We start from the raw sequence: 26,028 nt of genomic DNA, 5'->3' as shown, positions 1-26,028 counted from the left end.
ATGACCCTGCATACTGGAAGGCATTTTCTGCAGATTCCGGGACCGACCAACGTGCCGGACCGGGTGCTGCGCGCCATGGATATGCCGACCATGGACCATCGGGGTCCCGAGTTCGCCGAGATTGGTCATGCCGTGCTGGCGGCCATGCAGCGGGTGTTTCGCACCAAGCAGCCGGTGATCATTTACCCCTCGTCAGGTACCGGCGCGTGGGAAGCGGCGCTCGTCAATACGCTGCAACCGGGCGACAAGGTGCTGATGGCGGAAACCGGGCAGTTCGCCGTGCTGTGGCACGGCATCGCCGACAAGTTCAAGCTCGACGTGGATTTCATTCCCGGCGACTGGCGCCACGGCGCCGACCTCGAGCAGATCGAGGCGCGACTGTCGGCCGACAAGGCGCACAAGATCAAGGCCGTGTGCGTGGTTCACAACGAAACCTCGACCGGTTGCGTCACCCATCTGCAGGACGTTCGCAAGATTCTCGACCGCGTCAACCATCCCGCGCTGCTGATGGTCGACACCATCTCTGGCCTTGGCTCGCTCGAATATGAGCACGACGCATGGGGCATCGACGTGTCGGTCGCCGGATCGCAAAAGGGCCTGATGCTGCCGCCGGGTCTCGGCTTCAATGCGATCTCGGAAAAGGCGCTCGCCGTGGCGAAGGCCAATCCCGCGATGCGTTCCTATTGGGACTGGCAGGAGGTCATCGCCATCAACAAGGCGGGCACCTGGCCGTACACGCCGGCAACGAACCTGCTGTTCGGGCTGCGCGAAGCCGTCAAGATGCTTGAGGAGGAGGGCCTCGAGAACGTCTTCGCCCGCCACAAGCGCCACAGCGCCGCCACGCGCGCGGCCATCAAGGTATGGGGCCTGGAAACGCAATGTCAGGAGCAGGGCGCGCATTCGCCCGCGCTGACTGGCGTCGTCATGCCGGAAGGGCATGACGCCGATAACTTCCGTAAGGTCGTGCTGGAAAACTTCGACATGTCGCTCGGCACTGGCCTCAACAAGATCAAGGGCAAGGTGTTCCGGATCGGCCATATCGGACACTTCAATGACCTGATGCTGATGGGCACGCTGTCGGGTGTCGAGATGGGTCTCGATCTCGCAAAGGTACCGCATCGTGGCGGCGGCGTGCTGGCGGCGATGGAAGTGCTCAAGGGACGGGACGTCGTGGCGATGCCCAAGGCCGCCGTCGCCTGAGCCTGTTTGACCGAAACAAAATAGAGAGAGTTGCGATGAACGCTCCGGTAGCTTCGACCGAAGACCTGATCTATTCCGTCGAGGACGGCATCGCCCGGCTGACATTCAACCGTCCGCAGGCGCGCAACGCGCTGACCTTTGCCATGTACGAGCAGATGGCGGCGATCTGCGAGACCATCAACAACGATCGCTCGATCAAGGCGATGATCCTGACCGGCGCCGGCGACAAGGCGTTTGCATCGGGCACCGACATCTCGCAGTTCCGCGCCTTCAAGACCGCGCAGGACGCGCTCGACTATGAGGCGCGGATCGATCGCGTGCTCGGTGCGCTGGAGGCATGCCGGGTGCCGACGATCGCGGCCATCGCCGGTGCCTGCACCGGCGGTGGCGCCGGAATCGCGGCGTGCTGCGATATCCGCATCGGTACCGAAACAACGCGGATGGGTTTTCCAATCGCGCGCACGCTCGGCAATTGCCTGTCGATGTCCAATATTTCCAGGCTGGTTTCGCTGGTCGGCCCCGCGCGGACCAAGGATTTGATCTTCAAGGCTCGGCTGGTCGAAGCGCCGGAAGCGCTGGCGCTCGGGCTGCTCAATGAGATCGTGCCCGATATCGCAGCGTTGCAGCGCCGCGCCGACGAGACCGCGAAGCTCGTTGCGAGCCATGCGCCGATCACGCTCGAAGTCACCAAGGAAGCGGTGCGCCGCATCCGGCGCACATTGACGCGTGACGAGGGCGAGGACCTGATCCTGCGCGCCTATATGAGCGAGGATTTCCGCGAGGGAATGGACGCGTTCCTCAACAAGCGCTCGCCGAACTGGAAGGGCAAATAGGGTATCCACGTTCAGAACCGCCCACTATGGTTTGGCGGCCTTTTTTGCCAATTCCATACCGAGGTCGAGCGCCGCGATACCTATTCTGTCTGAGGGCGTGGTGAGGCAACGTTGATCCATCCACGCGATGATCGCGTCGAAGTCGCCACCACCAACCATGTCCCGCTCGCCGCTGATGTTCAGGCCGCTGATAAATCCGACCAGCCAGGATTCAAAGCTTCCTTTGACCACCGCATTTTTCTTGCGGTTGGTCCAAGCCGTGCAGGTTTGAGAGCCCGCGCCGATTATTGAGGAACCGGCGTCCGCGGCGGTGGCAAGACAAGCCAGGAGAAAACCAATCGCGAACGCTTTCATGCTTTTTCGCCGACCATCATTCGTCGGATCGTAGCACAGCAGGGCGGCTACTTCTTGAGACAAAGACCAACGGCCGGACCGCTGCCGCACTTGGCGCCATCGGGGGCACCGCCGGACGGACAGAACACCGACACCAGGTTTTCATTTGTATCGCAGCCGACCTCGCCACTGGCCTGAACCGACCTGATGGAAGTGCCAGCCGGCCCGGGATCGCCTTTCGGACCGGGCACACCTTGCGGTCCCTGTGGCCCTTGGGGACCCTGTTGCCCTTGAGGGCCGGGCACGCCTTGCAAGCCCTGTACGCCCTGAGGCCCGGCCGGTCCCTGTGGGCCGGTATCCCCTTTCGGTCCTGGATCCCGTCCGCACCCCGCGAGGGTCAGCGCCGCACCCACGAGGGCGGTCATCACAATCCTTCTCATTCAGTATCTCCTCCTGATGCTGCTTGTAGCGGGCATTAAACGGGCCCACTCGCCGCCGCACAACGGAAAAGCGGCGAGATTGAATTCGGCTGTTCGTAGCCGCAGGCCCTCCTACTGGGAAGGATTTGCACCTCATGCGAAAGTCATGCGCGGCACATTGCGGTGCAGCTTGAACTCTGACCGGTTCGCTCGCAAGATGTGGCAACAGACAGATCTGATTTTCCAGGTCTTGCAAATACATAGGGAAGAAACTCGTGGGACAGATCCTCAAAGCTGCGGCCGCCTTGACGGCCATGATCGCAACCACCCCTGCGTTTGCCGCTTGGGAGCCGACCAAGCCGGTCGAAATCGTGGTCGCGGCCGGCGCCGGCGGTGCCTCCGACCAGATGGCGCGGATGATGCAGTCGGCGATCCAAAAGAACAACCTGATGAAGCAGCCGGTGGTTGTATCGCTCAAGGGCGGGGCGTCCGGCGCCGAGGCGCTGATGTACATGAAATCCAGCGACGGCGATCCCAACAAGGTGCTGATCGCCTATTCCCTGATCTACATGCTGCCGCTGTCGGCCAAGATCCCGTTCAACTGGCGTGACCTGACGCCGGTGTCGGTGGTCGCGCTCGACCAGTTCGTGCTGTGGGACAATGCCGACGGCCCCAAGACGGTGAAGGATTTCATCTCGGCCGCCAAGGCGGCGAGCTCGCCGTTCAAGATGGGCGGCACCGGCTCCAAGCGCGAGGACCATGTGCTCACCGTGTTCATGGAGCAGAAGACCGGCGCAAAATTCTCCTATCTGCCCTACAAGTCCGGCGGCGAGGCGGCGACGCAGCTTGTCGGCAAGCACACCGAAGCCAATGTCAATAACCCGTCCGAAAACCTCGAAGTCTGGCGCGCCGGTCAGGTCCGCGCGCTGTGCGTGTTCGACAAGGAGCGCATCTCCTACAAGACCAAGGTGACAGAGACGCAATCCTGGAACGACATCCCGACCTGCAAGGAGGAAGGGCTCGACGTGCAGTACCTGATGCTGCGCGCGATGTTCCTGCCCGGCAAGGTGACGCCGGAGCAGCAGGGGTTCTATGTCGATCTGTTCCAGAAGCTGACCCAGACGCCGGAATACAAGGACTACATGGAGAAGCAGGCGCTCAAGCCGATCTTCCTCACCGGCAAGGATATGCTGAAATTCCTCGAAGAGGATGACAAGCTGAATGCCTCGCTGATGAAGGAAGCGGGCTTCGTCGCGAAGTAACTGGCTTGGTTGTTTTTTTGACGCGTTTTCTTCACGCGAACCGGTGTCCACTTCGCTCGAAAACGCTATGGCAATCGTTACTCCTCCGCGTGGCCGTATCCGGCCATGCGGAGGCGGACCTTCTCGATTTCTTCCTTTGACAGGAGTGGCGGCGTGCCGATCTGCAGGCAGCCGTGATATTGCCGCGCCAGCGTTTCGACCTCGACCGCAAGCCACATCGCCTTTGCCAGCGATGGCCCGATCGCGATCATGCCGTGATGTTCGAGCAGGCAGGCCAGCCGTCCCTCCAGCGCGCGTACGGCGTGTTCGGAGAGCTCCTGGGTGCCGAACGTCGCGTATGGCGCACAGCGGATGGTATCGCCGCCGGCGACGGCGACCATGTAATGCACCGGCGGAATCTCCTTGCCCATGATCGCCAGCATGGTCGAATAGGGCGGATGGGCGTGGACGATCGCCTGCACCTCCGGGCGTGCCTTGAGTATGTCGCGGTGAAAGCGCCATTCGCTCGACGGCCGATGGCCGGGATCGTGGTTGCCGTCGAGATGCATGTAGACGATTTGCTCTGGCTTCATCGCTTCGTAGGGCGTGCTGGTCGGTGTGATCAGCATGCCATCGCCATGGCGCAGGCTGATATTGCCTGACGTCCCCTGATTGATGCCGAGCGCATTCATGCGCAGGCAGGCATCGATGATCGACTGGCGTTTTTCCCGGTCTTTCGTGGTCGGCATTTCGAACCCTCTTGCAGCCCGCGGACAATGCTTGAATATTGCGTCGCAGTATAGTCGAACATGTCTCTAGAATTGCTGACTGGGAGAGGTCATGACGCGCGCCGTGCTTGGCATCATCGGCGGATCCGGCATCTACGACCTGCCGGGGCTGGAGGATGTCCACGAGGAGACGATTCAGAGCCCCTGGGGCGAGCCGTCCGCGCCGCTGATGCGCGGTATCATCGCCGGGCTGCCGGTCGCGTTCCTGCCGCGCCATGGCAAGGGGCATGTACTCTCGCCCTCCGACATCAACTACCGCGCCAATATCGACGTGCTGAAACGGGCAGGGGTCACCGACCTGGTTTCGCTCTCGGCCTGCGGCTCCTTCAAGGAGGAACTGCCGCCCGGCACGTTTGTGCTGGTCGATCAGTTCGTCGACTGCACCTACCGCCGGGAGAGCTCGTTCTTCGGCAAGGGTTGCGTCGCCCATGTCTCGATGGCCCATCCGGTTTCGCCGCGGCTGCACGTGCATCTGGCTGCAGCCGCTGAGGCCGAGGGGATCGCGGCGGTGCGGGGCGGCACCTATGTCTGTATGGAGGGGCCGCAATTTTCCAGCCTCGCCGAGAGTCTGATGTATAAGGCGCAGGGTCATTCGGTGATCGGCATGACCAACATGCCCGAGGCAAAACTCGCCCGCGAGGCCGAGATCTGTTACGCCAGCGTGGCGATGGTCACCGATTACGATTGCTGGCATCCTCATCATGAGGCGGTCACCGTGCAGGACATCATTCGCGTGCTGAATTCGAATGCCGGCAAGGCCAAGGCGCTGGTTGCGCGTCTCGCCCGGGATTTCCCGCGCGAGCATGAGCCGTGCCCGATCGGCTCGGACAAGGCGCTCGACACCGCGCTGATCACGGCGCCGGAAGCGCGCGATGCAAAATTGCTCGCCAAGCTCGATGCCGTGGCCGGAAGGGTGCTACGATCGTGAGGATGTATTCCAGCGGGTGCACGACGCGAAGGGCATAGGACATGAAGGTCGATGGCCGGCATTTTCGCAGCATCTGGCTTGAGCACGACGGCTGGACGGTCGGCGCGATCGACCAGCGGCGATTGCCGCATGAATTCGTGGTGGCGCGCATCGCAAGCGCCGCGGATGCGACCGAGGCGATCCGCTCGATGCTGGTGCGGGGCGCGCCGCTGATCGGCGCGACCGCGGCTTACGGCATGGCGCTCGCCATGCGCACTGACGCTTCCGATGCGACGCTCGATCGCGCCTATGCCATGCTGCTGGCGGCCCGGCCGACGGCAATCAACCTGAAATGGGCGCTCGACGAGATGGCACGCTTGCTTCGGCCGCTGCCGGCGTCGGAACGCGTCGCGGCAGCCTACCAGCGCGCCGGCGAAATCGCCGAGGAGGACGTCGCGATCAACCAGGGGATCGGACGGCATGGTCTGGCGCTGATCGAACAGATCGCGGCAACGAAGCAGCCAGGCGAGCCGATCAATATCCTGACCCATTGCAATGCCGGCTGGCTCGCGACGGTGGACTGGGGCACGGCCACGGCGCCGATCTACCTTTCCCATGATAGCGGTCTGAAGGTCCATGTCTGGGTCGACGAGACCCGGCCGCGCAACCAGGGCGCTTCGCTGACGGCCTGGGAACTCGGGCACCACGGCGTGCCGCACACGGTGATCCCCGACAACACCGGCGGCCATCTGATGCAGCACCACATGGTCGATCTCGCGATCGTCGGCACCGACCGGGTGGCCGCCAACGGCGACGTCTGCAACAAGATCGGCACCTATCTGAAGGCGCTCGCCGCCCATGACAATGGCGTGCCGTTCTATGTTGCACTGCCGTCGCCCACCATCGACTTCAGCATCGACGATGGCATCAGGCAGATTCCGATCGAGCAGCGCAGCACCGAGGAAGTGGCGACCATGACCGGCCGCACCGCCGAGGGCCGCGTCGAGACCGTGCGCGTGGTTCCCGACGGCTCGCCAGTTGCCAATTACGCCTTCGACGTCACGCCGGCGCGGCTGGTGACGGGCTTGATCACCGAACGCGGCCTGCTGCGGCCCGAGCGTGCTGCACTTGCGAGCGCATTCCCGGAGCGCAGCGCTGGACATTGACGCCGGCAATGTCGGCACGTATCCCCGTTTAGGATTGTCGTACCGGGGGTCACCGTCTTCATGTCCAATACCGACATCGAAATCGTCGTCGAGGATCCGACCGCGCCGGAGGCGGACTCGCCCCAGGTGGTCAGCGTTCGCGTGGTCGACGTGGTCGCCTGTCTTCTGCTTCTCGCGCTGGCGCTGACGCTCGGGTACGACAACTGGCGTACCGGAGCCGGCTGGGAATCCACCGGCCCGCAGTCCGGCTACTTTCCGTTCTATCTCTCGATCATCCTCGGTGGCGCCAGCCTCTATGGCCTGGTTGCGGCGTTCCTGTCGCGCCGGGAAGCCTCCGAATCTTTCGTGACGCAAGCGCAGCTTCGCCGCGTGATGGCGGTGTTCGTGCCGACGGTTCTGTTCTGCCTCGCCACGCAATTCCTCGGGCTCTATGTCGCGAGCTTCCTTTTGATCTCCTGCTTCATGCGTCTGGTCGGCAAGATCGCATTGTGGAAGTCGCTGCTCACCGCCTTCGTGTTCACCGCTGCGATGTTCGTGACCTTCGACGTGGCCTTCGACGTCATCATGCCAAAGGGCCCGCTCGAAGCGGCGCTCGGCCGCTAGTAGCGTCGACATGGCCCGCCCCGTCATTGCGAGGAGTGAAGCGACGAAGCAATCCATGCTTCCTCTGCGGCAGCATGGATTGCTTCGCTTCGCTCGCAATGACGAAATGCTTGGGATCATCTGATGGAAGCCATCGGCCTCTTGATGCACGGTTTTGCCGTGCTGCTGACGTGGAAGACGCTGCTCCTGATGATGACCGGGCTGGTGCTCGGCATCTTTGTCGGCGTGCTGCCCGGCCTCGGCGGCCCAAACGGCGTGGCGATCCTCTTGCCGCTGACGTTCACGATGGACCCGACCTCGGCGATCGTGATGCTGTCCTGCATCTACTGGGGGGCGCTGTTCGGCGGCGCCATCACCTCGATCCTGTTCAACATCCCCGGCGAAGCCTGGTCGGTCGCGACCACCTTCGACGGTTATCCGATGGCGCAGCAGGGCAGGGCGGCGGAAGCGCTGACTGCGGCCTTCACTTCGTCGTTCATCGGCTCGTTGGTCGCGGTGATGCTGATCACGTTCCTGGCGCCGATGATCTCGTCGTTCGCACTGAGATTCGGGCCGCCTGAGTTCTTCGCGGTGTATCTGCTCACCTTCTGCTCCTTTGTCGGGCTCGGCCGCGAGGCCAAGCACAAGACCGTCATTTCGATGTCGCTCGGTCTCTTGCTCGCGGGCATCGGCATGGACACCGTGTCCGGCCAGTTGCGCATGACCTTCGGCTCGGCCGAGCTGCTGCGCGGCGTCAACTTCCTGGTCGCAGTGATCGGCCTGTTCGGCATCAGCGAGATCCTGCTCACGATGGAGGAGCGCCTGGCGCTGCGCGGCCACGCCGCCGGCATCTCCTTGCGCGTCGTGCTGTCGGTGTGGAAGGACCTGCCGAAATACTGGGTGACGCTGTTTCGCTCGTCCTTCATCGGCTGCTGGCTCGGCATCACGCCGGGCGGCGCAATTGCCGCGTCCTTTATGGGCTACAACCTCGCCAAGCGCTTCTCCAAGGACCAGGACAGTTTTGGCAAGGGCCGCATCGAGGGCGTGTTCGCTCCCGAGACGGCCGCGCACGCCTCCGGCACGGCAGCACTGCTGCCGATGCTCGCGCTCGGCATCCCGGGCTCGGGCACTGCGGCGATCCTGCTCGGCGGGCTGATGGTGTGGGGGCTCAATCCCGGACCGTTGCTGTTCGTCGAGCACAAGGACTTCGTCTGGGGGCTGATCGCGTCGATGTATCTCGGCAACGTCGTCGGCCTCGTGCTGGTGCTGACGACGGTGCCGATCTTCGCATCCATCCTGCGGGTGCCGTTCGCCGCCGTCGCACCGATGATCGTGGTGTCCTGCGCGATCGGCGCCTATGCGATCCAGAATGCGATCTTCGACATCTGGCTGATGCTGGGCTTTGGCGTCGTCGGTTACGTCTTCAAGAAGATCGGCATTCCGCTCGCGCCCTTCACGCTGGCGCTGGTGCTCGGCAACCGCGCCGAGGACGCGTTCCGCTTGTCGATGATCGGCGCCGGCGGCGATTTGAAGGTGTTCTGGTCGAACGGCCTGGTCGGTTCGATCACAACGCTGGCGATCGTGTTGCTGTTCTGGCCCGTCATCGACAAGGCGTTCGGCAGCGTCACGCGCATATTGCGGCCGGCGAAGGCGTAGGCGTTCGACGCGAAACGGATCGTCATCCCCCGCGAAGGCGGGGGATCCAGTACGCTGCGGCTTATCGGTTCGATCACTGGCGTCTCTGGGATACTGGGTCACCCGCCTTCGCGGGTGACGACAGTTGAGTGTGCGTTCGCGATCTCGCCACATCATCTGTGCGAGTTTTGCCATCAACTTCCCGCCCGCTTCTTCAGAGGGCGCAGGGAAGACCGGGTGCGCGCCGCACCCGCGGTCTCGTGTGCGATTTGCGCAAACAAAAGTGCACACGAGCATACAGGTACAGCGGGAGCATCCCGGCCTTCCCTGCGCAATGGCTTTACGGCTTACTTCGTGCTCTTCCCGGTGAACGGCTTTCTTGCCACCGTCGCCACGCGGAAAACTTCCACGTAACTTAACGCCAGCACCGCGGCGCCAGAACCACACGACTTCGCCGTACGCTTAAGGCGCCACCGTCTTGTGCGCCTTCCACGTCCATCGCATCTCACCGCACGTTCGTGACGATCGCGAGCGCCCCTCATCTGCCGTGAGACGGACGGAGTTATGCAGATGATTTGCCCTGCACGTTAAGCGAAATATTTCTGATTCTTCTTGATTCTGGGCTTGACGCGATTTCTGAAAATCAGAAGTGATTTGCCCGTCGCGTTGTCTTGTCGCAGACCGTTGCATGAAATTGCGCTTGCGCGTGCGGCAAATCAGCCCGCAGTTCGTCAGCTCGTTTCGTTACCTTCTTCAACCCGGCAGGAGCCGCTTCGGCAGGCTGAACGCCAGCCGGCAGAGCGGCAGACTGTCGATTGCACCGTGATCCTCGACCGGAAGCGTGTTGCGGAGATGATGAAGCGCGTCGCGGACGGCGGCCTCGTCCAGTCCCTCGATCAGCAGCAAAGCGGCGAAGGAGCCGTCGTTGCTTCGCATGCCTTTCTCACGGGTCTTGATCGACGTCTGTGCGATGTCGGTGAGCAGAAGCCGCGCGGCGATGATGCGGTCGAGGCCGGCAAGCTCGGCGACAAGCGTGGCGGCGTCCCAGGAGGGTGCGGTGTCGAGGCGTAGGGGAGCGATGATGCCGCCTTGGCCGGTACCGGATGAGGCTGCGACGCGGCCGCCACCGCGCGCGAAATTGCCGAGCCGGGGCATGATGCGTTGCGACCACGGCGTCGGCGCGTTCAGCCGCGCCAGATAATCAGCACCGCCGACGACGCGCTCGTCCTCGAGCTCGTAGAGGATGAAGTAGCGGTTCACCGATGCGCCCAGCGCGCGGAAGATGCGGCAGGCCAGGAAGCCGTTGATGCCGACGCGCTCGGCGGCATGTTCGCGCGTGATCCAGTGCGCCCAGTCGGTTTCGTCCTGCGGCGCCAGATCGCTCCAGATCGCGAGATAGCCGGATCCCTGCATGTCGCGCTTCCTTACTTTGGTCCGATGCGCATGGCGGCCGGAAGGGCCGCGGGCAGTTGGCCGGCCCCCTGCAGTGCGGTCTGCATCGCGATGATGTAACCATAGGGGCCGAGGCCTGCGATCACGCCTTTCACGGCTGCCGAAAGCTTGGAGTGGCGGTGCAACTCGTCACGGGCATGGATGTTGGAGATGTGCACCTCATAGATCGGCCCCTCAAAAATCTTCATGGCGTCGAACATCGCAATTGAGGTGAACGAGTAGGCGGCGGGATTGATGATGAGGGCGTCTGCCGAGGTCCGCGCCGACTGGATCAGGTCGACCAGCTCGCCCTCATGGTTGGACTGGTGAAACGCCAGTTGCGTGCCGGTGAAGGCGGCGAACTCCTCGCAGGAGGCCTTGATGGCGTCGAGCGTGGTCGAGCCGTAGATGTGCGGCTCGCGGATGCCGAGCATGTTCAGGTTCGGGCCATTGAGGATCATGATGCGCATGGAATGCCTTTCACGGGATTGGTGACAAGGCAGTGTAGCGAATCGCGGCGGCATGTCAGCCGCTGGACCGCAATCCCCCTACGGATTTCTGAAGCAGGGCACAAGCCTCACGACGTCATTGCGAGGAGCGGAAGCGACGGAGCAATTCATCTCACCGCAAGCGGATAAATGGATTGCTTCCGCTTCGCTCGTTGAGCTACGGCGGACAAGTCGCGCTCGCAATGACGGTGGAGGCCTACACCACCTTGCGCTGTCTGAGGTCCGCGATCTCGTCTTTCGCAAAGCCGAACTCTGCCAGCACTTCTTCGGTCTGCTCGCCGAATTCCGGCGGGCGAGCGGCCATCCTGCTTGGCGTGCGCGACAGCGTCACTGGCTGGCCGACGAGCTGAATGTGGCGGTTCTCGTCATTCGGCACGTGTTGAGCGATACCGAGGTGCTTGACCTGGGCGTCCTCGAACATCTGGTCGATCGAATAGATCGGGCCGCAGGGCACGCCGGCTTCGTTCAATTCCTTGACCCAGGTTTCCGTCGATTTCTTTTCGGTGAGCTTGCCGATCGCTTCGTTTAGCGCGTCGCGGTTCTTGGAGCGCGCGGGCGCGGTGGCGTAATCGGGGTTGGTGATCAGCTCGGGCGCGCCGATCGCCTGCGCGCAGCGTTCCCAGATCCGCCCGCCGGTGGTCGCGATGTTGATATAGCCGTCGGAGGTCTTGAACACGCCGGTCGGGATCGAGGTCGGATGGTTGTTGCCGGCTTGCTTGGCGACTTCCTTCTCCATCAGCCAGCGCGAGGCCTGGAAATCCAGCATGAAGATCTGCGCCTGCAACAGCGAGGTCTGCACCCACTGACCCTCGCCGGAAACGTCTCGCTCCAATAGCGCGGTGAGGATACCGAGCGCGCAGAACAGCCCGGCGGTGAGGTCGGCGACGGGGATGCCGACCCGCATCGGGCCCTGGCCCGGCGCGCCGGTGACCGACATCAGCCCGCCCATGCCTTGCGCGATCTGATCGAAGCCCGGCCGCTTGTGGTAGGGGCCATCCTGGCCGAAGCCGGAGATGCTGCCATAAACCAGGTGTGGGTTGACCTGGCGCAGGCTCTCGTAGTCGATGCCGAGTTTTGCCTTCACGTCGGGACGGAAATTTTCGACCACTACGTCGGCCTTGGCGGCGAGGCGCTTGAACACTTCGAGGCCCTTCGGGTCCTTCAGGTTCAGCGTCATGGCCCGCTTGTTGCGGTGCAAATTCTGAAAATCCGAGCCATGGCGCGGGCCGCCCGGCTGCTCGCCGCCGCCATCTTCCAGGAGTGCGTCGATCTTGATGACGTTGGCGCCCCAGTCCGCCAGTTGCCGCACGCAGGTAGGCCCGGACCGGACGCGTGTTAGATCGAGCACAGTGAAGCGGGAAAGGGCCTGCGAAGCGCGTGGGAAAGGCATTGAGAAACCTTGGTTTTTTGGGTTTTCGCGGTGGGAAGGGGCAGCCCGACCTGACTTAAACAAATCTGGCGCTGATTTCCAACTGCTTGTTCGGCGCCCCGGCGGCGGCAATCGTTGGGAGCAGCGAGGTCCTTTATTGGATCGGCGAGACGGCCAGCGCGAAGAGCCGGAATCCGACCCGCAAGACTACGGGGTGGGACCGCGGATTCTGCTTTTCGCCGTAATGCACCGTAAAGCAAGCACGCGACAAAGCCTGCTAGTAAACAACCGTTAATAAAGGCGATTCTAGCGTGTGCTTTTGCGATTCTCCCGCAACCGAACGACCTGCCGACAGGCCTGATCGATGAAGAAGAATGACCTGCTTTCCGATGAGATCTGGGCTTTCCAGCCGTTCGAGCCTGGGGCCGGCGAGGCCGCGCTCCAATCTGATCGGACGCACGACATTGAGTTTGGCGATGACGGCGATCCTTACCCGCTGGCGGTTGATGCCGCCAGCGGGTCGAGCGGCGAGGTGTATGCGGCGAAGCCGGTCGCGTCGATCGCGACGCTCGCCAATTACCTCGTCAACGGCTTTTGGCAATACAACAACAACATCGCCCATCACTGGGCTTCCAACACCATCACCTTCAATATCAACGGCCTGAATTCGGCGGAGCAGTTCCTCGCGCTGTCGGCGCTGCAGGCGTGGTCCGACGTTGCCAACATCAGCTTCGTCCAGACCTCCGGCTCCGCGAACATCACGTTCACCCACGATGGTACGATGCAGGCCTACGCCACTGGTAGCTGGTCGGGGAGCGGCGCGATCTCTTACCAGATCATCAACATCAGCACCGACTGGGTCACCACCAACGGCGGCGCCAACGACGGCAAGACCGGCATCGATAGCTACGCCTACCAGACCTACATCCACGAAATCGGCCATGCGCTCGGCCTCGGTCACCAGGGGCCGTACAACGGCAGCGCGTCGTATTCGACCAATGCGACCTACGCCAACGACACCTGGCAATATTCGATCATGTCGTATTTCGGCCAGCACAATTATTCCGGGAGCTCGTACCGCTACGTGGTCACGCCGCAGATGGCTGATATCTACGCCATCGCTTCGATCTATGGGGCGGCGACCTCGACCAGGACCGGCGATACCGTCTACGGCTTCAACAGCAATGCGGGCCCAGTCTTCAATTTCGGCAACTACACTTCGGCGCCGGCGCTGACGATCTATGACAGTGGCGGAAACGACACGCTCGATTGCTCTGCCTATTCGTCGGCCCAGATCATCGATTTGCACTCCGGCGCCTTCTCGTCGGTCGGCGGCCTCGTCAACAATATCGGGATCGCGCTCAGCGCAATCATCGAGAAAGCGATTGGCGGCAGCGGCAACGACAGGCTGACGGCAAGCGACACCGGCTGTACGCTGTCCGGCAGCGGCGGCAGCGATACGCTGATCGGCGGGGCGGGAAACGACAAGCTGATCGGCGGCTCCGGCATCGACAATCTGACGGGCGGGAGCAGCGGCGACACGTTCGTATTTCTGCTGGGCGACACATCAGCCGCGAATGGTCAGCATGACCGCGTCACCGATTTCGTTTCGGGGGCGGATCGCATCGACCTCAGCGGGTTGGATGCTATCAGCAGCACCGGCAGCTACGATCAGTTCAAGTTCATCGCCGTCGCCGCCTTCAGCGGCACGGCCGGCGAACTCAACTATTTCTATAACAGCTCCGCCGGCCTCACGACTCTGCAGGGCGATACCAACGGGGACGGGGTTGCCGATTTTGCGATCGATCTTGCGGGCAATGTTACGATCAATGCGGCCGATCTGCTCGGGATCATCGTTGGTCCTCTCGTGGTCGAATCTGCCGGCGTGACCAGCCTGGCCCAGGTTGGAAGCAACTATTATCTCTACACTTCCGGCGTAGGCCCGCAGTTGAAATACGGCGGCGCGCCTGTGGTTGTGGGGCAGATCGCGGGCTGGGCACCGATCGCGGGAGAAGAAATCTCGGGCGGTTACCAGGTCGTCTGGAAGGCGAACGGGGCCGATCAGTACACGATCTGGACCGCCGACAGCAGCGGCAATTTTGTGTCGTACATTTCGGCGATGTCGGGATCGAGCTCCGTGCTGAAATCGGCCGAGACCACCTTCCAGCAGGACTTGAACGGTGACGGCACCATCGGAATTCCGAGCGTCGTGATCGAGTCGGCCGGCATGACCAGCCTGACCCAGGTTGAAAGCAACTATTATCTCTACAATTCCGGCGTAGGTCCTCAGCTGCAATACGGCGGCGCGCCCGTGGTGGTGGGGCAGATCGCGGGCTGGGCACCGATCGCGGGAGAACAAATCTCGGGTGGTTACCAGGTCGTCTGGAAGGCGAACGGGGCCGATCAGTACACGATCTGGACCGCCGACAGCAGCGGCAATTTTGTGTCGTACATTTCGGCGGTGTCGGGATCGAGCTCCGTGCTGAAATCGGCCGAGATCACCTTCCAGCAGGACTTGAACAGTGACGGCACCATCGGAATTTCGAGCGTCGTGATCGAGTCGGCCGGCATGACCAGCCTGACCCAGGTGGGAAGCAACTACTATTTCTACAATTCCGGCGTAGGTCCTCAGCTGCAATACGGCGGCGCGCCTGTGGTTGTGGGGCAGATCGCGGGCTGGGCACCGATTGCGGGAGAACAAATCTCGGGTGGTTACCAGGTCGTCTGGAAGGCCAACGGGGCCGATCAGTACACGATCTGGACCACCGACAGCAGCGGCAACTTTGTGTCGTACATTTCGGCGATGTCGGGATCGAACTCGGTGCTGAAAAACGCCGAAACCACCTTTCAGCAGGACCTGAACGGCGACGGCGTCATCGGCAACAGCCAGAGTGGAAACGCGATCGAGTCGGCCGGTCTGACCAGCCTGACCCAGGTCGGCAACAACTACTATCTCTACAATTCGGGCATCGGTCCGCAGCTGAAGTATAGCGGCTCGGCGGTTGTCGAAGGCCAGATTTCCGGCTGGTCTCCAATTGCGGGTGAGCAGATCTCCAACGGCTATCAGGTCGTCTGGAAGGCCAATGCGCACGATCAGTATACGATCTGGACCACCGACAGCAGCGGCAACTTCGTGTCATACGTTTCCGCGATGTCGGGATCGAGCACGGTGCTGCAATCAGCTGAAACCACCTTCCAGCAGGACCTGAACAGCGACGGTTACGTCGGACTTCATGCTGCGCCGCTTTTGGCAGGCGGGGCGAGCGTTGGCGATATGTTCTTGTTCGCCTCTGACCTGAGACTTGACGTCGCGAACGTCGTAGGCATGACAGCGCCGGTCCCGGCAGTCGGTGACGAACTGGCGATGCTTCTTCAGGAGGCGCAAAGCCAACAAGCATTCCAGTGGGCCGGGCAGCACTATGCACTGATCCGCTGGGACCATCTTGACGTCGTAGCTCCGACGAAGGCTGAAATCGCCTATCTGAACGCAGACGGCTTCATCTTTCACTAGAACGACAAACAACGCGAGCAAGAATACCGGCGCCCCCTTCCAGCAGACCGGCGTCGCCGGACGTGGCCAATTGCCCCGACGAACGCTTGATTCGACTATCCCTGGTCGCCTAAACTGCCCGTGGAACAGATTCATCAGGCATCCGCCGCGGCCGTCTGTTCCTCATTCATGATGTGGGGCGCGCGCGGGAGCGGATTTTTTGCTACGTGGTCCGCGAGTTCCGACGAGATCCCGCCGCTCGCGACATCTGACAAGGAAGCTGCGTGAGACTGTCAATCGTGACGACCCTCTATCAGTCGGCATCGACGATCGATGAATTTTGCCGTCGTGCGCTGGCTGCGGCCGAGCTCATCACTGATGACATCGAGCTTGTAATGGTCAACGACGGTTCACCGGACGACAGCCTTGCTCGTGCGCTGGCGCTGCAAGGGGCGGATCCGCGCGTGGTGGTCGTGGATCTCGCCCGCAATTTCGGACATCACAAGGCCATGATGACGGGCCTTGCTCACGCAACGGGCGATCACGTGTTTCTGATCGACAGCGATCTCGAGGAGGAGCCGGAGCTTCTCACCGAGTTTCACGAGCGCTTCATGCAGGGCGACTGCGATGTTGTGTTCGGTGTTCAGGAAAGCCGGCGAGGCGGATGGCTGGACCGGGTGGCGGGCGAGCTGTTCTTCTCAATGATCGACGCGCTGAGCGATCAGAAGATTCCGCGAAATAACGTGGTGGCCCGTCTCATGACGCGCGACTATGTTCGTTCGCTCGTTCGTCATCTCGACCGCGAATTCATGATGATCCACCTGATGCAGCTGGCCGGCTACCGGCAGGTTCCCGTCGTCATCCGCAAGCTCGACAATTCGCCGTCCACATACTCGTTCCGCATGCGAACGGAGATGGCGATCAAGTTCCTCACGACCACGTCGACGAGGTTGCTTTATCTGATCCTCTACCTCGGTATCTCGATCTTCGGTCTATCGCTTGCCGTCATCGCCTACTTTGTCGGTCGTTACTTCGCCGCTGGAATAGGCGTGGACGGCTTCACGTCGCAGATTGTTTCGATCTGGTTCCTTGGCGGTCTGATCACGCTGATCCTCGGCATTTTCGGCATTTACATCGCCAACATTTTAGCCGAGACAAAGCGTCGTCCCTATTCGGTGGTCCGCCGCGTCCATCGGGCTCAATCCGAGTCGAAGGTTCGCAAGCTAGGTCAATCCCATTCAGCTGGCGGTGCGGTTGACGCCCATCATCAATCAACATTTGTTGCCGGCCAGGAGCGCAGTTGAGGATCAGAAATATGCCAATGCGCGTTACAGAAATATCCCGAGACGATTTCAACGAATTGGTTTACTCGCGGGCCAGCAAGTTCATGGAGCGCATCAATGCGCCGGAAGCGTTCGTGGTCAAAGGGTTCTATGATTCCGGCCGGATCCGCCAGCTCCGCGATGCGGCTTTTCAAACCGGCATGACGTCTGAAGCAAGCTGGCATCCGCTGCACGATGACTGTCCCGATTATCATCGGCTGCACGACAATTATCCCAAGGCGCACGTCAAGCAGAAGATGCACGCCTTCTACTATCACGGCTGGTACCCGCACAATAAGAACAAGTTCGACTTCTTCTCGGACATCTTTGCGATGAAGAATTTTCTCGCAGGCTACCCAGAGAAAGAGTTCCTCGGCAACATCCCGTCCGAGCGCTATATCGCGCGCGTCAATATTCACCACTATCCGCGGGGCGGCGGCTATCAGGCCGAACACATCGACCCCGTCGGCAAGCATGCGCAGATCCAGACTCTCGTTGCGGCATCCGAATTCGGCCGCGACTATTCGACCGGCGGCGTCTTCGGCCGATCGGCAGCGGGCGCGGAAAAGCAGTATGTCGATCCGTACATGAAGCCCGGCGACATGCTGGTGATGTCGCCCGGAATTCATCATGGCGTTGACCCCGTCGATCCGCATGTGGATTACGAGTGGCGCACCAATGACGGGCGCTGGATGATTCTGCCCATCATCGTGAGTTCGGATTATCCCAATCCGGAGGCTACGAAGCCCGTGCAGGTCGGGGCTGCCACGTGAAGCCGCCAACCGGGCCGGTGATCACCGAGCAGGACCACTTTCATGATCTGAAGAACATCTTCGAGCACGAGGATGTTCACCGCTTCGCGAAAGCCGGCATCGTGCATGTCGGCGCCGATGCTGGGCAGGAAGTGCCGCAATATTTCAGCTATGGTTTCAAGAGCATCATTCTCATCGAAGCAAATCCCGAGCGCTACCAGCTTTTACTTTCAAAGTTCGGGGGTGATCGGCGCATCAGAATCTTCAACTACGCGATTTGCGACAAGCGCGGGACCGTAGATTTTCATATCCACACGAGCCGCTCGGGAAGCACCGAGCCTGCCAGCATTCTCCCGATGAAACGGTTCAAGGAAATCGTGAAGACGCTTCACACCGCAAAAACGATTCGGGTTCCGGCGATTACTCTCGATGCCCTTTTTGAGGAAAACCAGATCGCGTTTGGCGACTACAATTTCCTCAACATCGACATTCAGGGGGCCGAACTTCTGGCGTTCCGGGGCGCCAAGCAGCTGCTCGCTTGGGTCGATGTAATCGTGTCGGAGGTGAACGTCGTGGAAATGTACGAGGATGGCGCCCTGGAGGGCGATCTGGTCAAGTTTCTGGCCCACGAGGGATTTGACAAGAAGCATGCTGTCTATCACACGCTCTATGACGAGAGCTCGACCTTTCCTGCTTGGGGAGAGGGCCTGTTCGTAAAGCGATCGAAATGACGTCGGGCGAACGATGAGCGACGCGAACTCGATCAGAAGCACGGTTGCTGCCTACTATTCGTCCAAGCTTGCAACGTTCGGAGCGACCCCGCAGGGCGTCGATTGGAACAGCGCGGGCTCGCACGCGACGCGCCATCGGCAGTTCCTTCGTCTGATCGGCGGCGAACGGGAGGCTTCCGTCCTCGATCTCGGCTGCGGCTTCGGCGACTTCCTGCGCTTTCTCCGTGCGGAAGGACACCGGGGCGCCTTCGTTGGTTATGACGTGGCACCCGACATGATTGCCGAAGCGAACCGGCTTTATGGTAGTACCCCGAACTGCCGGTGGCGGGTCGGATCTGAACCGACGGAGACGGCGGATTTTGCGATAGCAAGCGGAATCTTCAACGTCAAAGGTGACGTCCCGCTCCAGACTTGGGTTCGCTACGTCCATGACACCATGAATATCCTCGCGCGAGCGGGCCGCCTCGGGTTTGCCTTCAATGTGCTCAGCCTGTCGAGCGACCTAGATCGGCGGCGGGGTGATTTGTATTATGCCGACCCCGGCGAGATGCTGACCTACTGCACGCGCCGCTACGGCCGATCGGTTGCGCTGTTGCAGGATTACGGTCTGTACGAATTCACGATGATTGTGCGACACACCTGAGACTAGTCGCGCTCCAGCGCTGCAATGCCGAAGCCGGCGTCGCCGTAACGCCCGCCATTATACAGCATCATCCGTCCGATCTCGGTGTCGAACACGAAGGGGTAGCAGATCATCGGGCCTTCCCAGCTGTCCGGATCGCGCTCGACTCCGGCCTCGTCGTCCCGGCGCTTCCAGCTAATTCCATCATCCGAGGTCGCCATGCCGATGCGATATCCCCAATCGTCGGCGCGATACGAGTACCAGGCCCTGTAGCTTCCGTCGTTTTCCCGCAACGGACAGAAGCGCGCGATCGCGACTTCGCCGGGATGCTCGAACGTCATCGACTGAACGCCGGCGAGATTCCAGCGGATGCCGTCCGCCGATTCGGCATAACGAATGTCGTATGATGGAAGCGCCTTTTCGTCAGACCGCCGCCATGGCCGCCCGGACTGGTACCACATTCGCCACCGTCCATTTTCAATCAGGACGGCGGGATCTGCGATGAAGACCGGCTCTTGCATGCAGCGGTCGAGGATAGGTCCGTCACTGATCCGCTCGAATGGACGATCCGGATCGCCGCTGGGACGCTCGACAATGCCGATAGCGACATAGAAGCTGACGCTGACGCCACGAGTCCATCCCTGGTAATAAAGGCGCTCGACACCGCCGTGGTCGACGATCCAGCATCCCATTGCGCCGTTGTCATCGAAGCCGCCGAGCGGCCCAGGCAGCAGCAGCGGCCGCTCCGAGGATCGCAAGATCCGGGTCGGATCGCGAATGTCGATGTCAAGCCAACTGACATTCGAGCGGTTTTGCTGATCGCGCGGGCTGAAATAGATCCGGTAGCGATAATCGCCCAATGTTCGTGCGATCGGGACAATGCCGTGGCTGTGCACCCACTCCGAATGTCCTTTCGCAACGAAAATCCGTCCGAGTTTTCTCCACCGCATCAGCGGATCTTTCATATACGGCGCAGGCGCGTGCTGGGCACGGGCGAGCGCTCGGTGCCGCGTGGCGCTATGACGGAAAAATCGGGCTGGTCCTCGAGCACCAGGGCGCCGGCGCCGATCACGCATTTTTTTCCGACGGTGACGTGGTCACGGAACGTCGCGTTGACACCGACGAAGCTGCCCTGACCCACCCTAACGCCGCCGGAAACCACAACATGAGAGGCAACAAAGACATCGTCCTCAATGATCGAGTGGTGGCCGATATGGTTGCCGCTCCACAGCGTGACGTTTGCTCCGATTTGCGCGAAGGGCTGAATTGTATTGTCTTCGAGAATGAAGCAGTTCTCCTTGATCTGCAGGCCGGCAAATACGGTGGCCCGGCTACTCACATAGGACACGAGCCGATATCCGGCTTCACGCCCGGCGGCGACCTTGGCGGCACGCAAATCGTTGATTCCAGAATAGCTGACGGCGACGAACAGGCCGAATTCTTGCGGCGGGAAGGTCTCCGCCAGCCGCTCGAAGGGAATGACCGGACGCCCGCGAAATTTCGTATCCTTAATAAAGGCTTCGTCAACCGTAAAGCCGGCAACATCATATTCGCTGTCATGGGTGAAATAGAAATCGGCAAGCTCGGCGATCTCTCCGTTGCCAAACAAGACGATTTGCTGCATCGCGATACCCCTCAAGCCGACAGTGATACGGGAATCTGTGGGGTCGGGGAAGCGGTCAATGAACGTGGGTTCGCAAAATCTCGGTTGTTTAGGACGTTAATGCATAGCGCGGCGCCGCGGGGCCAGTGTGGAACAGCAAGTCGAGTATCGTAACTGCGTGCTCAAAGCCGCCATGGAGCTGCGTATATTCCGGGTAGCCGTCGTAGCTCATCCATTCCGGCGTGATACCGGCTGACGCGAACAGCGCTTCATCGAAATAGTCCTTGGCCGAGGGGCCGCTGAGATAGCGATCGGCTCCGGCGGCCTGGCATATCGCAAGAAGACGTTCCGTCTTCTCGCCTTGTGCGGGGTAGGCCGCATCGCTCACGATCCGAGTCTTAATTTCAAGCAGCCCGGCGATGCCCGCAAGGAACACGGCATTGACGTCACTCAACCGAGCAAGCTTATCCGCGCGCTCGTACCAGCCCATTACGGTCGGCGCGAACTGCTCGAAGAAGGGGGCGCGCTTATAGGCGAGTTCGATCGCCCGCCAATGCTTGTCTGCCCACGGCTTTTCGATTTCTACTTGGTCGATCGACTGATCAAACCGGCCCTTGGCCTTCACCGGAATGGTGAGCCACTGTACGCCGTTGGCGGTCTTGATCCGGTTGCGGTTGTGCCAGTGCCGCTTCACATATTGCGCACTGTCGTAAATGACATACTCGTCGCAGCGGCCGACTAGATCGAAGAAACCCTTCCACGGGATATAGCAGGACTGGATGATGCAAATGCGCAAATGATAGCTCATCGAGACTGGTGCGGGTTGTTCGAAAAGGGTCTCGACCATCGTGCTTGATCGCAGAAAATGTCGCCGGCCGTTCTATCAGTCAATCTGCAACTCCAGCCGGGCGGCCGTTTCGGGCGATCATGACGACATGGTCGTATGGAATCCGGAGCAGGTCGCTAAAAACGCGGGTTTGAACATCAAAGCCCAAGCCGTTCAACAATCCAAGGTAATCCTCTGGGGTTCTGATATTCATTCCCGAATCCAGCCAATTGAAGAGCCTCGCTACCGTGCGCTGTCCTGAAAGCCAAACGGGGTCCAGCGTGACGAGCTTTCCGTTGTCCTTCAGGAGACGCTTCAAAGACCTGAAAAGAGTGGACGCTTCGTCATCACCAAGGTGGTGAAGAACTCCCGAGACATTTATCAAGTCGAACGCACGTTCTTCCTGCTTCACATCATGGGCGACATTTCCGACGATGAAGCGGCCACGGTCGCCGTACACTTCTCGCGCATAAGCGATATGCTTTTCGTTCAGATCGATGCCGGTGTAGTCGACCGAAGGTAGGTAGGCGAGGACACTTGCGGGGCCACAGCCGACGTCCAGCACCTTCATGCCGGCCTTTGGCTGCAAGACTTCGTCGACATAGCGCGATATCGCCCGATCTGCACCCAGCGAAAACATCAACCCCTTGTAGATCGATGGCATCGTAATCAGCCGGTAAGCGCCTGAAATTCGCTGCGCCACTTCCAGAACCTCCAGTCTGTGCGCTTACTGATGCGCTGATCGATATAGGCGGTGGGCCGGTGATTTATCATCACAATGCTGGCACGAACAGCCCCGTCCCTGGTTCAACGGAACTGGCCCGACATCTGCGAAAGGCCTTGTCGCGCCTGTCTGTTTCGCTGGAATGGGCAGTGCCCGAGCTAGAATAGGACTGCGGCGGCCAAGAGCGACTTCGCCAGGGCAGTTGAGCCAGACTGCCGGGGGCGCGCGGCAGCTAAAAGCGCATTATGCCAGTTCCCTTGAAACGGGGACTATGGATCATCCGAACAGGAAGAGCGGGATGTCGCCCAAGCCCGTCGCGGCCGCATCGCCGGTAATCGCCTCATCAGGACGGCTGAGGGCAAGGCGGCCGCCAAGGCCGTTTCGGCGCCCCACCTCCCGCCAAAGCCACGGCCGGCCGCCAGTTGGTTGGGAATGACCACCCCCCGCGATTGCAGCATCAGCGCGCCCAGGAAAGCGCAGGCGGCCATCCAGCCCGAAGCGGCACGGTGGACCAGTGTCAGAAGCGCGCCTCGCAGGCTGAAGAAATAGGAGAAATGCGGTCCACGGGTCGTTCCGAGCGCGGCATCCGCCGAAGAACCGCGAATCGGGCGGGCCTCTGATTCGTTTCAGTCTAATTTTTCAGAAGCGACGTCAGCACGTCACAGACCCGCTGTTGCTGATCTTCACTCAAGCCACACCACATCGGCAACCTGATGAGCCGTAGTGATAGCGAGGTCGTCAATGCTAGCTCACCATGCGCGCGTCCATAGCGCCGGCCGGCCGGCGATGAATGCAGCGGGACGTAGTGAAATACCGCGCCGATCCCGCTTTGTTTCAGTCCGTCTAGTACAGGCTGGCGATCGATTTCGGGCGCAAGCAGGACGTAGTACATGTGCCCGTTGTGCTGACAATCCGCCGGCACGATCGGCCGGCGCAGCAAGCCTTGCCGTTCGAGCTGTTCGAGCATTTGGTGATAGCGATTCCAGACGTCCATCCGTTCGCGCGTGATGCGCTCCGCCTCCTCGAGCTGTGCCCACAGGAATGCCGCGATGAGTTCGCTCGGCAGGAACGACGAGCCGACGTCCTGCCAGGTGTATTTGTCGACCTCGCCACGGAAAAACCGGCCGCGATCGGTTCCCTTCTCGCGAATGATCTCGGCGCGCTGCGCCAGCTCCTCATCCCGCACCAGGAGGCTGCCGCCTTCGCCGGAGATGATGTTTTTGGTCTCATGAAAACTGAAGCTGCCGAGATCGCCGATCGCACCGAGCGCCCGGTTCTTGTAGCCGGCCATGATGCCCTGCGCGGCGTCTTCGACGATTCTCAGGCTATGACGCCGGGCGATCGCCGCAATCGCATCCATCTCGCAGGAGACGCCGGCATAGTGCACCGGCACGATCGCGCGTGTCCGTGTTGTGATCGCATCCTCGATCAGCCGTTCGTCGAGGTTGAGCGTGTCTTCTCTGATGTCGACGAACACCGGCACCGCGCCGCGCAACACAAATGCGTTGGCGGTCGATACGAAGGTGTAGGAGGGCAGGATCACTTCGTCGCCGCTTTCGATGTCCAAAAGCATCGCGGCCATGTCCAGCGCGGAGGTGCAGGAATGGGTCAGCAGCGCCCTGGCGCAGCCGGTTCGTTCCTCGATCCATCGATGACAGCGCTTCGTGAACGCTCCGTCGCCGGAGAGATGATAGCTGCGCTGCGCCTCGGCCGCATAGATCGTCTCCTTACCGGTGGCATGGGGCAGGTTGAAGGGAATGTAATCTGCTGTCACTGTTTCACTTTGGTGCTTGCCGGGGCGCTGGCCCCTGCTTCGAAGGTGCGCAAATTGGCGGTTTCCGCAGCAGGAATCAACGGCCGATCTCCGCCAGGCTGCGGCGGCGCGAACGCTTTGCGGGGTGAACCCTCGACATCCCGTCCTCGGGCTGATAGCTCGCTCACGATGCCCCGAGAGGTTTTCACCCTTGATCGATGAGCCCGTTGACGTACCTGGCAAAGCCAAGGCTCCGTCGAATCCTCCGGCGCCCGGTCGGGCAGGGCGGCTGTTTGCCGGGTGGTCTGCCAATCTGTTCCAGATGGTTTTGGGGGTTACCCAGCAGGTCGCTCTCATTCCGGTCTTCCTGCATTACTGGACGGGCGATACGCTGGCAGCGTGGCTTGCGATCTTTGCCATCGGGAATCTTGCTTTCATTGCGGATGCAGGCCTGCAATTCCGCGCGATCAACCGGTTTCTTCAATTCAAATCGGGCGCCGACTGCGACGGCCGCACCGCTCGCTTCTACGCCGCGATGCTGCGGATTTACCTCGGGCTGATTGCGGCGTTGACGTTGCCGCTGCTCATGGGGGCGATGTTGCTGGCTCCCTCTGCGGCATTCGGATTCGGCGCGGTTTCACATTTCGATACGGCGTTCGTCGTCATGGCTGCCGGAATGCTGTGGACGGTGCCGTCCAACCTCGTTACCGCGCTGTACCGCGCGCGAGGGCTCTATGGACGCGCGGTGAAGGTGCAGAATGCCGCCGTTCTCGTCGGGCAGCTCGGTCAGCTCGTCGCCATTGTCGCGACCGGAAGCCTGCTGGCCGTTACCCTTGCTTTCGCAGCCGCACAGGTGGTTGCCGCGATCTGGCTCTTGGCGATCGATGCTCCGCGGCAGTTTCCGTTTCTGCGCGCGGCGCATGCAATGCCTTCATGGCGCTGGATCCTCGGACAGCTTCGCAAGGCTGTGCCGTTTGCGGTGGCGGGCGCTACCGATCTGGCGCTGCTCAATCTACCGGTTCTGCTGGTCAGTGCGTTCGTGTCCGATCGCGTGGCTGTCGCGCAGTGGGGGCTTACCCGCGTGGTCGCAGGATTAATTCGTGTCCTCTGCGTTCAGACGACGCTTCCTCTGGCCGCGGAGCTTGGTCACGATCATGCCGTCGGCGATGCGCGCCGGCTGCAGAGCCTATATGCCCGCGGATCGGTGCTGGTGACGCTGCTGGCGGGCGTCGTCGTCTCCGGCCTATTGCCGTTCTGGCAGGATTTCTTCGCGCTCTGGACCCACGGTGTCGTTCCCTACGATCCGGTGCTTACGGTGACGTTGCTGGTCGGCACCGCCGCCGCCGCACCCTCGATCCTCGCGCTGGGTTACGCCAATTACAGCAATCGAGGCGATCTGCTGGTGCGGACCAAAGCACTGCAGCTCGTCATTTTCCTGGTCCTGTCGGCGATCCTGATTCCCTCGATAGGCCTGCTTGGCGCGGCCATTGCCGTCGTAGCCAGCGAGCTGTTGGTCCAGTTCGGCGTGCTGGGGCGGATCATCCTGCGGGACACGTTGCAGCACCCGCTACGGCATGTGTGTTTTCTGGCGGCGGTGATGACCGCGGTGACATTGGCCGGTTGGGCGCTGGGAGCGGTGATCAGGCCGGCGATCCCGCTGGAAGGGGCAATCCGTTTCTTCGTTGAATGCGGGTTATGGCTCGCGGTTGTCGTGGCGGTGGCCAGCCCCTTGTCGATCGAAAGCGTGCGCGTGCGACTGGCCGCGGCGATCCCGCACTGAGCAGGCCTACCT

At 61.3% G+C, this 26,028-nt stretch carries 23 protein-coding genes; 13 read left to right on the top strand and 10 right to left on the bottom strand.

The features are described 5' to 3' along the window. Complete coding sequence (locus IVA95_RS36625; protein WP_247514929.1) at window positions 1-1,200, top strand: aminotransferase class V-fold PLP-dependent enzyme; 1,200 nt, start codon at window positions 1-3, stop codon at window positions 1,198-1,200. 35 nt (window positions 1,201-1,235) lie between these two features. Then, a complete protein-coding gene (locus IVA95_RS36620; protein WP_247514928.1) occupies window positions 1,236-2,033 on the top strand; it encodes an enoyl-CoA hydratase/isomerase family protein in 798 nt (265 codons plus the stop codon). Window positions 2,034-2,057: 24 nt separating this feature from the next. On the opposite strand, the gene IVA95_RS36615 is transcribed toward IVA95_RS36620, so the two are convergent. Beyond that, complete coding sequence (locus IVA95_RS36615) at window positions 2,058-2,387, bottom strand: hypothetical protein (protein ID WP_213284856.1); 330 nt, start codon at window positions 2,385-2,387, stop codon at window positions 2,058-2,060. A gap of 673 nt (window positions 2,388-3,060) precedes the next feature. Between IVA95_RS36615 and IVA95_RS36610 the strand changes: the two genes are divergently transcribed. Beyond that, complete coding sequence (locus IVA95_RS36610) at window positions 3,061-4,047, top strand: tripartite tricarboxylate transporter substrate-binding protein (RefSeq protein ID WP_247514927.1); 987 nt, start codon at window positions 3,061-3,063, stop codon at window positions 4,045-4,047. A 77-nt stretch (window positions 4,048-4,124) separates the two neighbouring features. Here IVA95_RS36610 and IVA95_RS36605 read toward each other — a convergent pair whose 3' ends face one another. Then, window positions 4,125-4,775: a class II aldolase/adducin family protein gene (locus IVA95_RS36605; protein WP_247514926.1), complete on the bottom strand. Its 651-nt coding sequence runs from the start codon at window positions 4,773-4,775 to the stop codon at window positions 4,125-4,127. A 91-nt stretch (window positions 4,776-4,866) separates the two neighbouring features. Between IVA95_RS36605 and IVA95_RS36600 the strand changes: the two genes are divergently transcribed. From IVA95_RS36600 to IVA95_RS36585, 4 genes are all read left to right on the top strand, one after another. Beyond that, on the top strand, window positions 4,867-5,742 hold the full coding sequence (locus IVA95_RS36600) for an S-methyl-5'-thioadenosine phosphorylase (protein ID WP_247514925.1): 876 nt from the start codon (window positions 4,867-4,869) through the stop codon (window positions 5,740-5,742). 41 nt (window positions 5,743-5,783) lie between these two features. Next, window positions 5,784-6,887, top strand: coding sequence for an S-methyl-5-thioribose-1-phosphate isomerase (gene mtnA / locus IVA95_RS36595; protein WP_247514924.1), 1,104 nt, complete (start codon window positions 5,784-5,786; stop codon window positions 6,885-6,887). A 60-nt stretch (window positions 6,888-6,947) separates the two neighbouring features. Further along, window positions 6,948-7,490 carry a tripartite tricarboxylate transporter TctB family protein gene (locus IVA95_RS36590; RefSeq protein ID WP_247514923.1) on the top strand — a complete coding sequence of 181 codons (543 nt, stop codon included), beginning with the start codon at window positions 6,948-6,950 and terminating at the stop codon, window positions 7,488-7,490. 123 nt (window positions 7,491-7,613) lie between these two features. Then, the gene (locus IVA95_RS36585; RefSeq protein WP_247514922.1) at window positions 7,614-9,125 is read left to right on the top strand and encodes a tripartite tricarboxylate transporter permease; all 1,512 of its coding nucleotides are present in this window, start codon (window positions 7,614-7,616) and stop codon (window positions 9,123-9,125) included. 732 nt (window positions 9,126-9,857) lie between these two features. Here IVA95_RS36585 and IVA95_RS36580 read toward each other — a convergent pair. The 3 genes from IVA95_RS36580 to IVA95_RS36570 all read right to left on the bottom strand — a co-directional run bounded on the left by IVA95_RS36580 (window position 9,858) and on the right by IVA95_RS36570 (window position 12,434). Beyond that, the gene (locus IVA95_RS36580; RefSeq protein WP_247514921.1) at window positions 9,858-10,517 is read right to left on the bottom strand and encodes a hypothetical protein; all 660 of its coding nucleotides are present in this window, start codon (window positions 10,515-10,517) and stop codon (window positions 9,858-9,860) included. A gap of 11 nt (window positions 10,518-10,528) precedes the next feature. Beyond that, the gene (locus IVA95_RS36575) at window positions 10,529-11,005 is read right to left on the bottom strand and encodes a type II 3-dehydroquinate dehydratase (RefSeq protein WP_247514920.1); all 477 of its coding nucleotides are present in this window, start codon (window positions 11,003-11,005) and stop codon (window positions 10,529-10,531) included. Window positions 11,006-11,240: 235 nt separating this feature from the next. Beyond that, entirely contained in the window at window positions 11,241-12,434 is a 1,194-nt protein-coding gene (locus IVA95_RS36570) for a CoA transferase (protein WP_247514919.1), read from the bottom strand. A gap of 343 nt (window positions 12,435-12,777) precedes the next feature. Between IVA95_RS36570 and IVA95_RS36565 the strand changes: the two genes are divergently transcribed. From IVA95_RS36565 to IVA95_RS36545, 5 genes are all read left to right on the top strand, one after another. Then, entirely contained in the window at window positions 12,778-15,924 is a 3,147-nt protein-coding gene (locus IVA95_RS36565; protein ID WP_247514918.1) for a M10 family metallopeptidase C-terminal domain-containing protein, read from the top strand. Between the two features lie 278 nt (window positions 15,925-16,202). After that, window positions 16,203-17,207: a glycosyltransferase family 2 protein gene (locus tag IVA95_RS36560; protein ID WP_247514917.1), complete on the top strand. Its 1,005-nt coding sequence runs from the start codon at window positions 16,203-16,205 to the stop codon at window positions 17,205-17,207. Window positions 17,208-17,224: 17 nt separating this feature from the next. Further along, window positions 17,225-17,998 carry a hypothetical protein gene (locus tag IVA95_RS36555; RefSeq protein WP_247514916.1) on the top strand — a complete coding sequence of 258 codons (774 nt, stop codon included), beginning with the start codon at window positions 17,225-17,227 and terminating at the stop codon, window positions 17,996-17,998. A gap of 17 nt (window positions 17,999-18,015) precedes the next feature. Beyond that, window positions 18,016-18,708 carry an FkbM family methyltransferase gene (locus tag IVA95_RS36550; protein WP_247514915.1) on the top strand — a complete coding sequence of 231 codons (693 nt, stop codon included), beginning with the start codon at window positions 18,016-18,018 and terminating at the stop codon, window positions 18,706-18,708. 13 nt (window positions 18,709-18,721) lie between these two features. Continuing rightward, on the top strand, window positions 18,722-19,351 hold the full coding sequence (locus tag IVA95_RS36545; protein ID WP_247514914.1) for a class I SAM-dependent methyltransferase: 630 nt from the start codon (window positions 18,722-18,724) through the stop codon (window positions 19,349-19,351). A gap of 2 nt (window positions 19,352-19,353) precedes the next feature. Here IVA95_RS36545 and IVA95_RS36540 read toward each other — a convergent pair whose 3' ends face one another. The 5 genes from IVA95_RS36540 to rffA form a co-directional block, all read right to left on the bottom strand. After that, on the bottom strand, window positions 19,354-20,280 hold the full coding sequence (locus IVA95_RS36540; protein WP_247514913.1) for a hypothetical protein: 927 nt from the start codon (window positions 20,278-20,280) through the stop codon (window positions 19,354-19,356). Window positions 20,281-20,291: 11 nt separating this feature from the next. Further along, the gene (locus IVA95_RS36535; RefSeq protein ID WP_247514912.1) at window positions 20,292-20,954 is read right to left on the bottom strand and encodes an acetyltransferase; all 663 of its coding nucleotides are present in this window, start codon (window positions 20,952-20,954) and stop codon (window positions 20,292-20,294) included. A gap of 88 nt (window positions 20,955-21,042) precedes the next feature. Continuing rightward, a complete protein-coding gene (locus tag IVA95_RS36530) occupies window positions 21,043-21,780 on the bottom strand; it encodes a WbqC family protein (protein ID WP_247514911.1) in 738 nt (245 codons plus the stop codon). A 40-nt stretch (window positions 21,781-21,820) separates the two neighbouring features. Next, complete coding sequence (locus tag IVA95_RS36525) at window positions 21,821-22,462, bottom strand: class I SAM-dependent methyltransferase (RefSeq protein WP_247514910.1); 642 nt, start codon at window positions 22,460-22,462, stop codon at window positions 21,821-21,823. A 652-nt stretch (window positions 22,463-23,114) separates the two neighbouring features. Further along, on the bottom strand, window positions 23,115-24,257 hold the full coding sequence (gene rffA / locus IVA95_RS36520) for a dTDP-4-amino-4,6-dideoxygalactose transaminase (protein WP_247514909.1): 1,143 nt from the start codon (window positions 24,255-24,257) through the stop codon (window positions 23,115-23,117). Between the two features lie 190 nt (window positions 24,258-24,447). Here rffA and IVA95_RS36515 point away from each other — a divergent pair, with 190 nt between their 5' ends. Further along, the gene (locus tag IVA95_RS36515) at window positions 24,448-26,016 is read left to right on the top strand and encodes a hypothetical protein (protein WP_247514908.1); all 1,569 of its coding nucleotides are present in this window, start codon (window positions 24,448-24,450) and stop codon (window positions 26,014-26,016) included. Window positions 26,017-26,028: the final 12 nt, after the last annotated feature.

The organism is Bradyrhizobium sp. 157, from assembly GCF_023073815.1.
GTDB lineage: Bacteria > Pseudomonadota > Alphaproteobacteria > Rhizobiales > Xanthobacteraceae > Bradyrhizobium.
This window is presented reverse-complemented; position numbering and strand designations above follow the sequence as displayed.

Coding starts and splice junctions, on each gene's coding strand:
- IVA95_RS36625 (WP_247514929.1), top strand. CDS start 1: ATGACCCTGCATACTGGAAGGCATTTTCTGCAGATTCCGGGACCGACC.
- IVA95_RS36620 (WP_247514928.1), top strand. CDS start 1,236: ATGAACGCTCCGGTAGCTTCGACCGAAGACCTGATCTATTCCGTCGAG.
- IVA95_RS36615 (WP_213284856.1), bottom strand. CDS start 2,387: ATGAAAGCGTTCGCGATTGGTTTTCTCCTGGCTTGTCTTGCCACCGCC.
- IVA95_RS36605 (WP_247514926.1), bottom strand. CDS start 4,775: ATGCCGACCACGAAAGACCGGGAAAAACGCCAGTCGATCATCGATGCC.
- IVA95_RS36600 (WP_247514925.1), top strand. CDS start 4,867: ATGACGCGCGCCGTGCTTGGCATCATCGGCGGATCCGGCATCTACGAC.
- mtnA (WP_247514924.1), top strand. CDS start 5,784: ATGAAGGTCGATGGCCGGCATTTTCGCAGCATCTGGCTTGAGCACGAC.
- IVA95_RS36590 (WP_247514923.1), top strand. CDS start 6,948: ATGTCCAATACCGACATCGAAATCGTCGTCGAGGATCCGACCGCGCCG.
- IVA95_RS36585 (WP_247514922.1), top strand. CDS start 7,614: ATGGAAGCCATCGGCCTCTTGATGCACGGTTTTGCCGTGCTGCTGACG.
- IVA95_RS36580 (WP_247514921.1), bottom strand. CDS start 10,517: ATGCAGGGATCCGGCTATCTCGCGATCTGGAGCGATCTGGCGCCGCAG.
- IVA95_RS36575 (WP_247514920.1), bottom strand. CDS start 11,005: ATGCGCATCATGATCCTCAATGGCCCGAACCTGAACATGCTCGGCATC.
- IVA95_RS36570 (WP_247514919.1), bottom strand. CDS start 12,434: ATGCCTTTCCCACGCGCTTCGCAGGCCCTTTCCCGCTTCACTGTGCTC.
- IVA95_RS36565 (WP_247514918.1), top strand. CDS start 12,778: ATGAAGAAGAATGACCTGCTTTCCGATGAGATCTGGGCTTTCCAGCCG.
- IVA95_RS36555 (WP_247514916.1), top strand. CDS start 17,225: ATGCGCGTTACAGAAATATCCCGAGACGATTTCAACGAATTGGTTTAC.
- IVA95_RS36545 (WP_247514914.1), top strand. CDS start 18,722: ATGAGCGACGCGAACTCGATCAGAAGCACGGTTGCTGCCTACTATTCG.
- IVA95_RS36540 (WP_247514913.1), bottom strand. CDS start 20,280: ATGCGGTGGAGAAAACTCGGACGGATTTTCGTTGCGAAAGGACATTCG.
- IVA95_RS36535 (WP_247514912.1), bottom strand. CDS start 20,954: ATGCAGCAAATCGTCTTGTTTGGCAACGGAGAGATCGCCGAGCTTGCC.
- IVA95_RS36530 (WP_247514911.1), bottom strand. CDS start 21,780: ATGGTCGAGACCCTTTTCGAACAACCCGCACCAGTCTCGATGAGCTAT.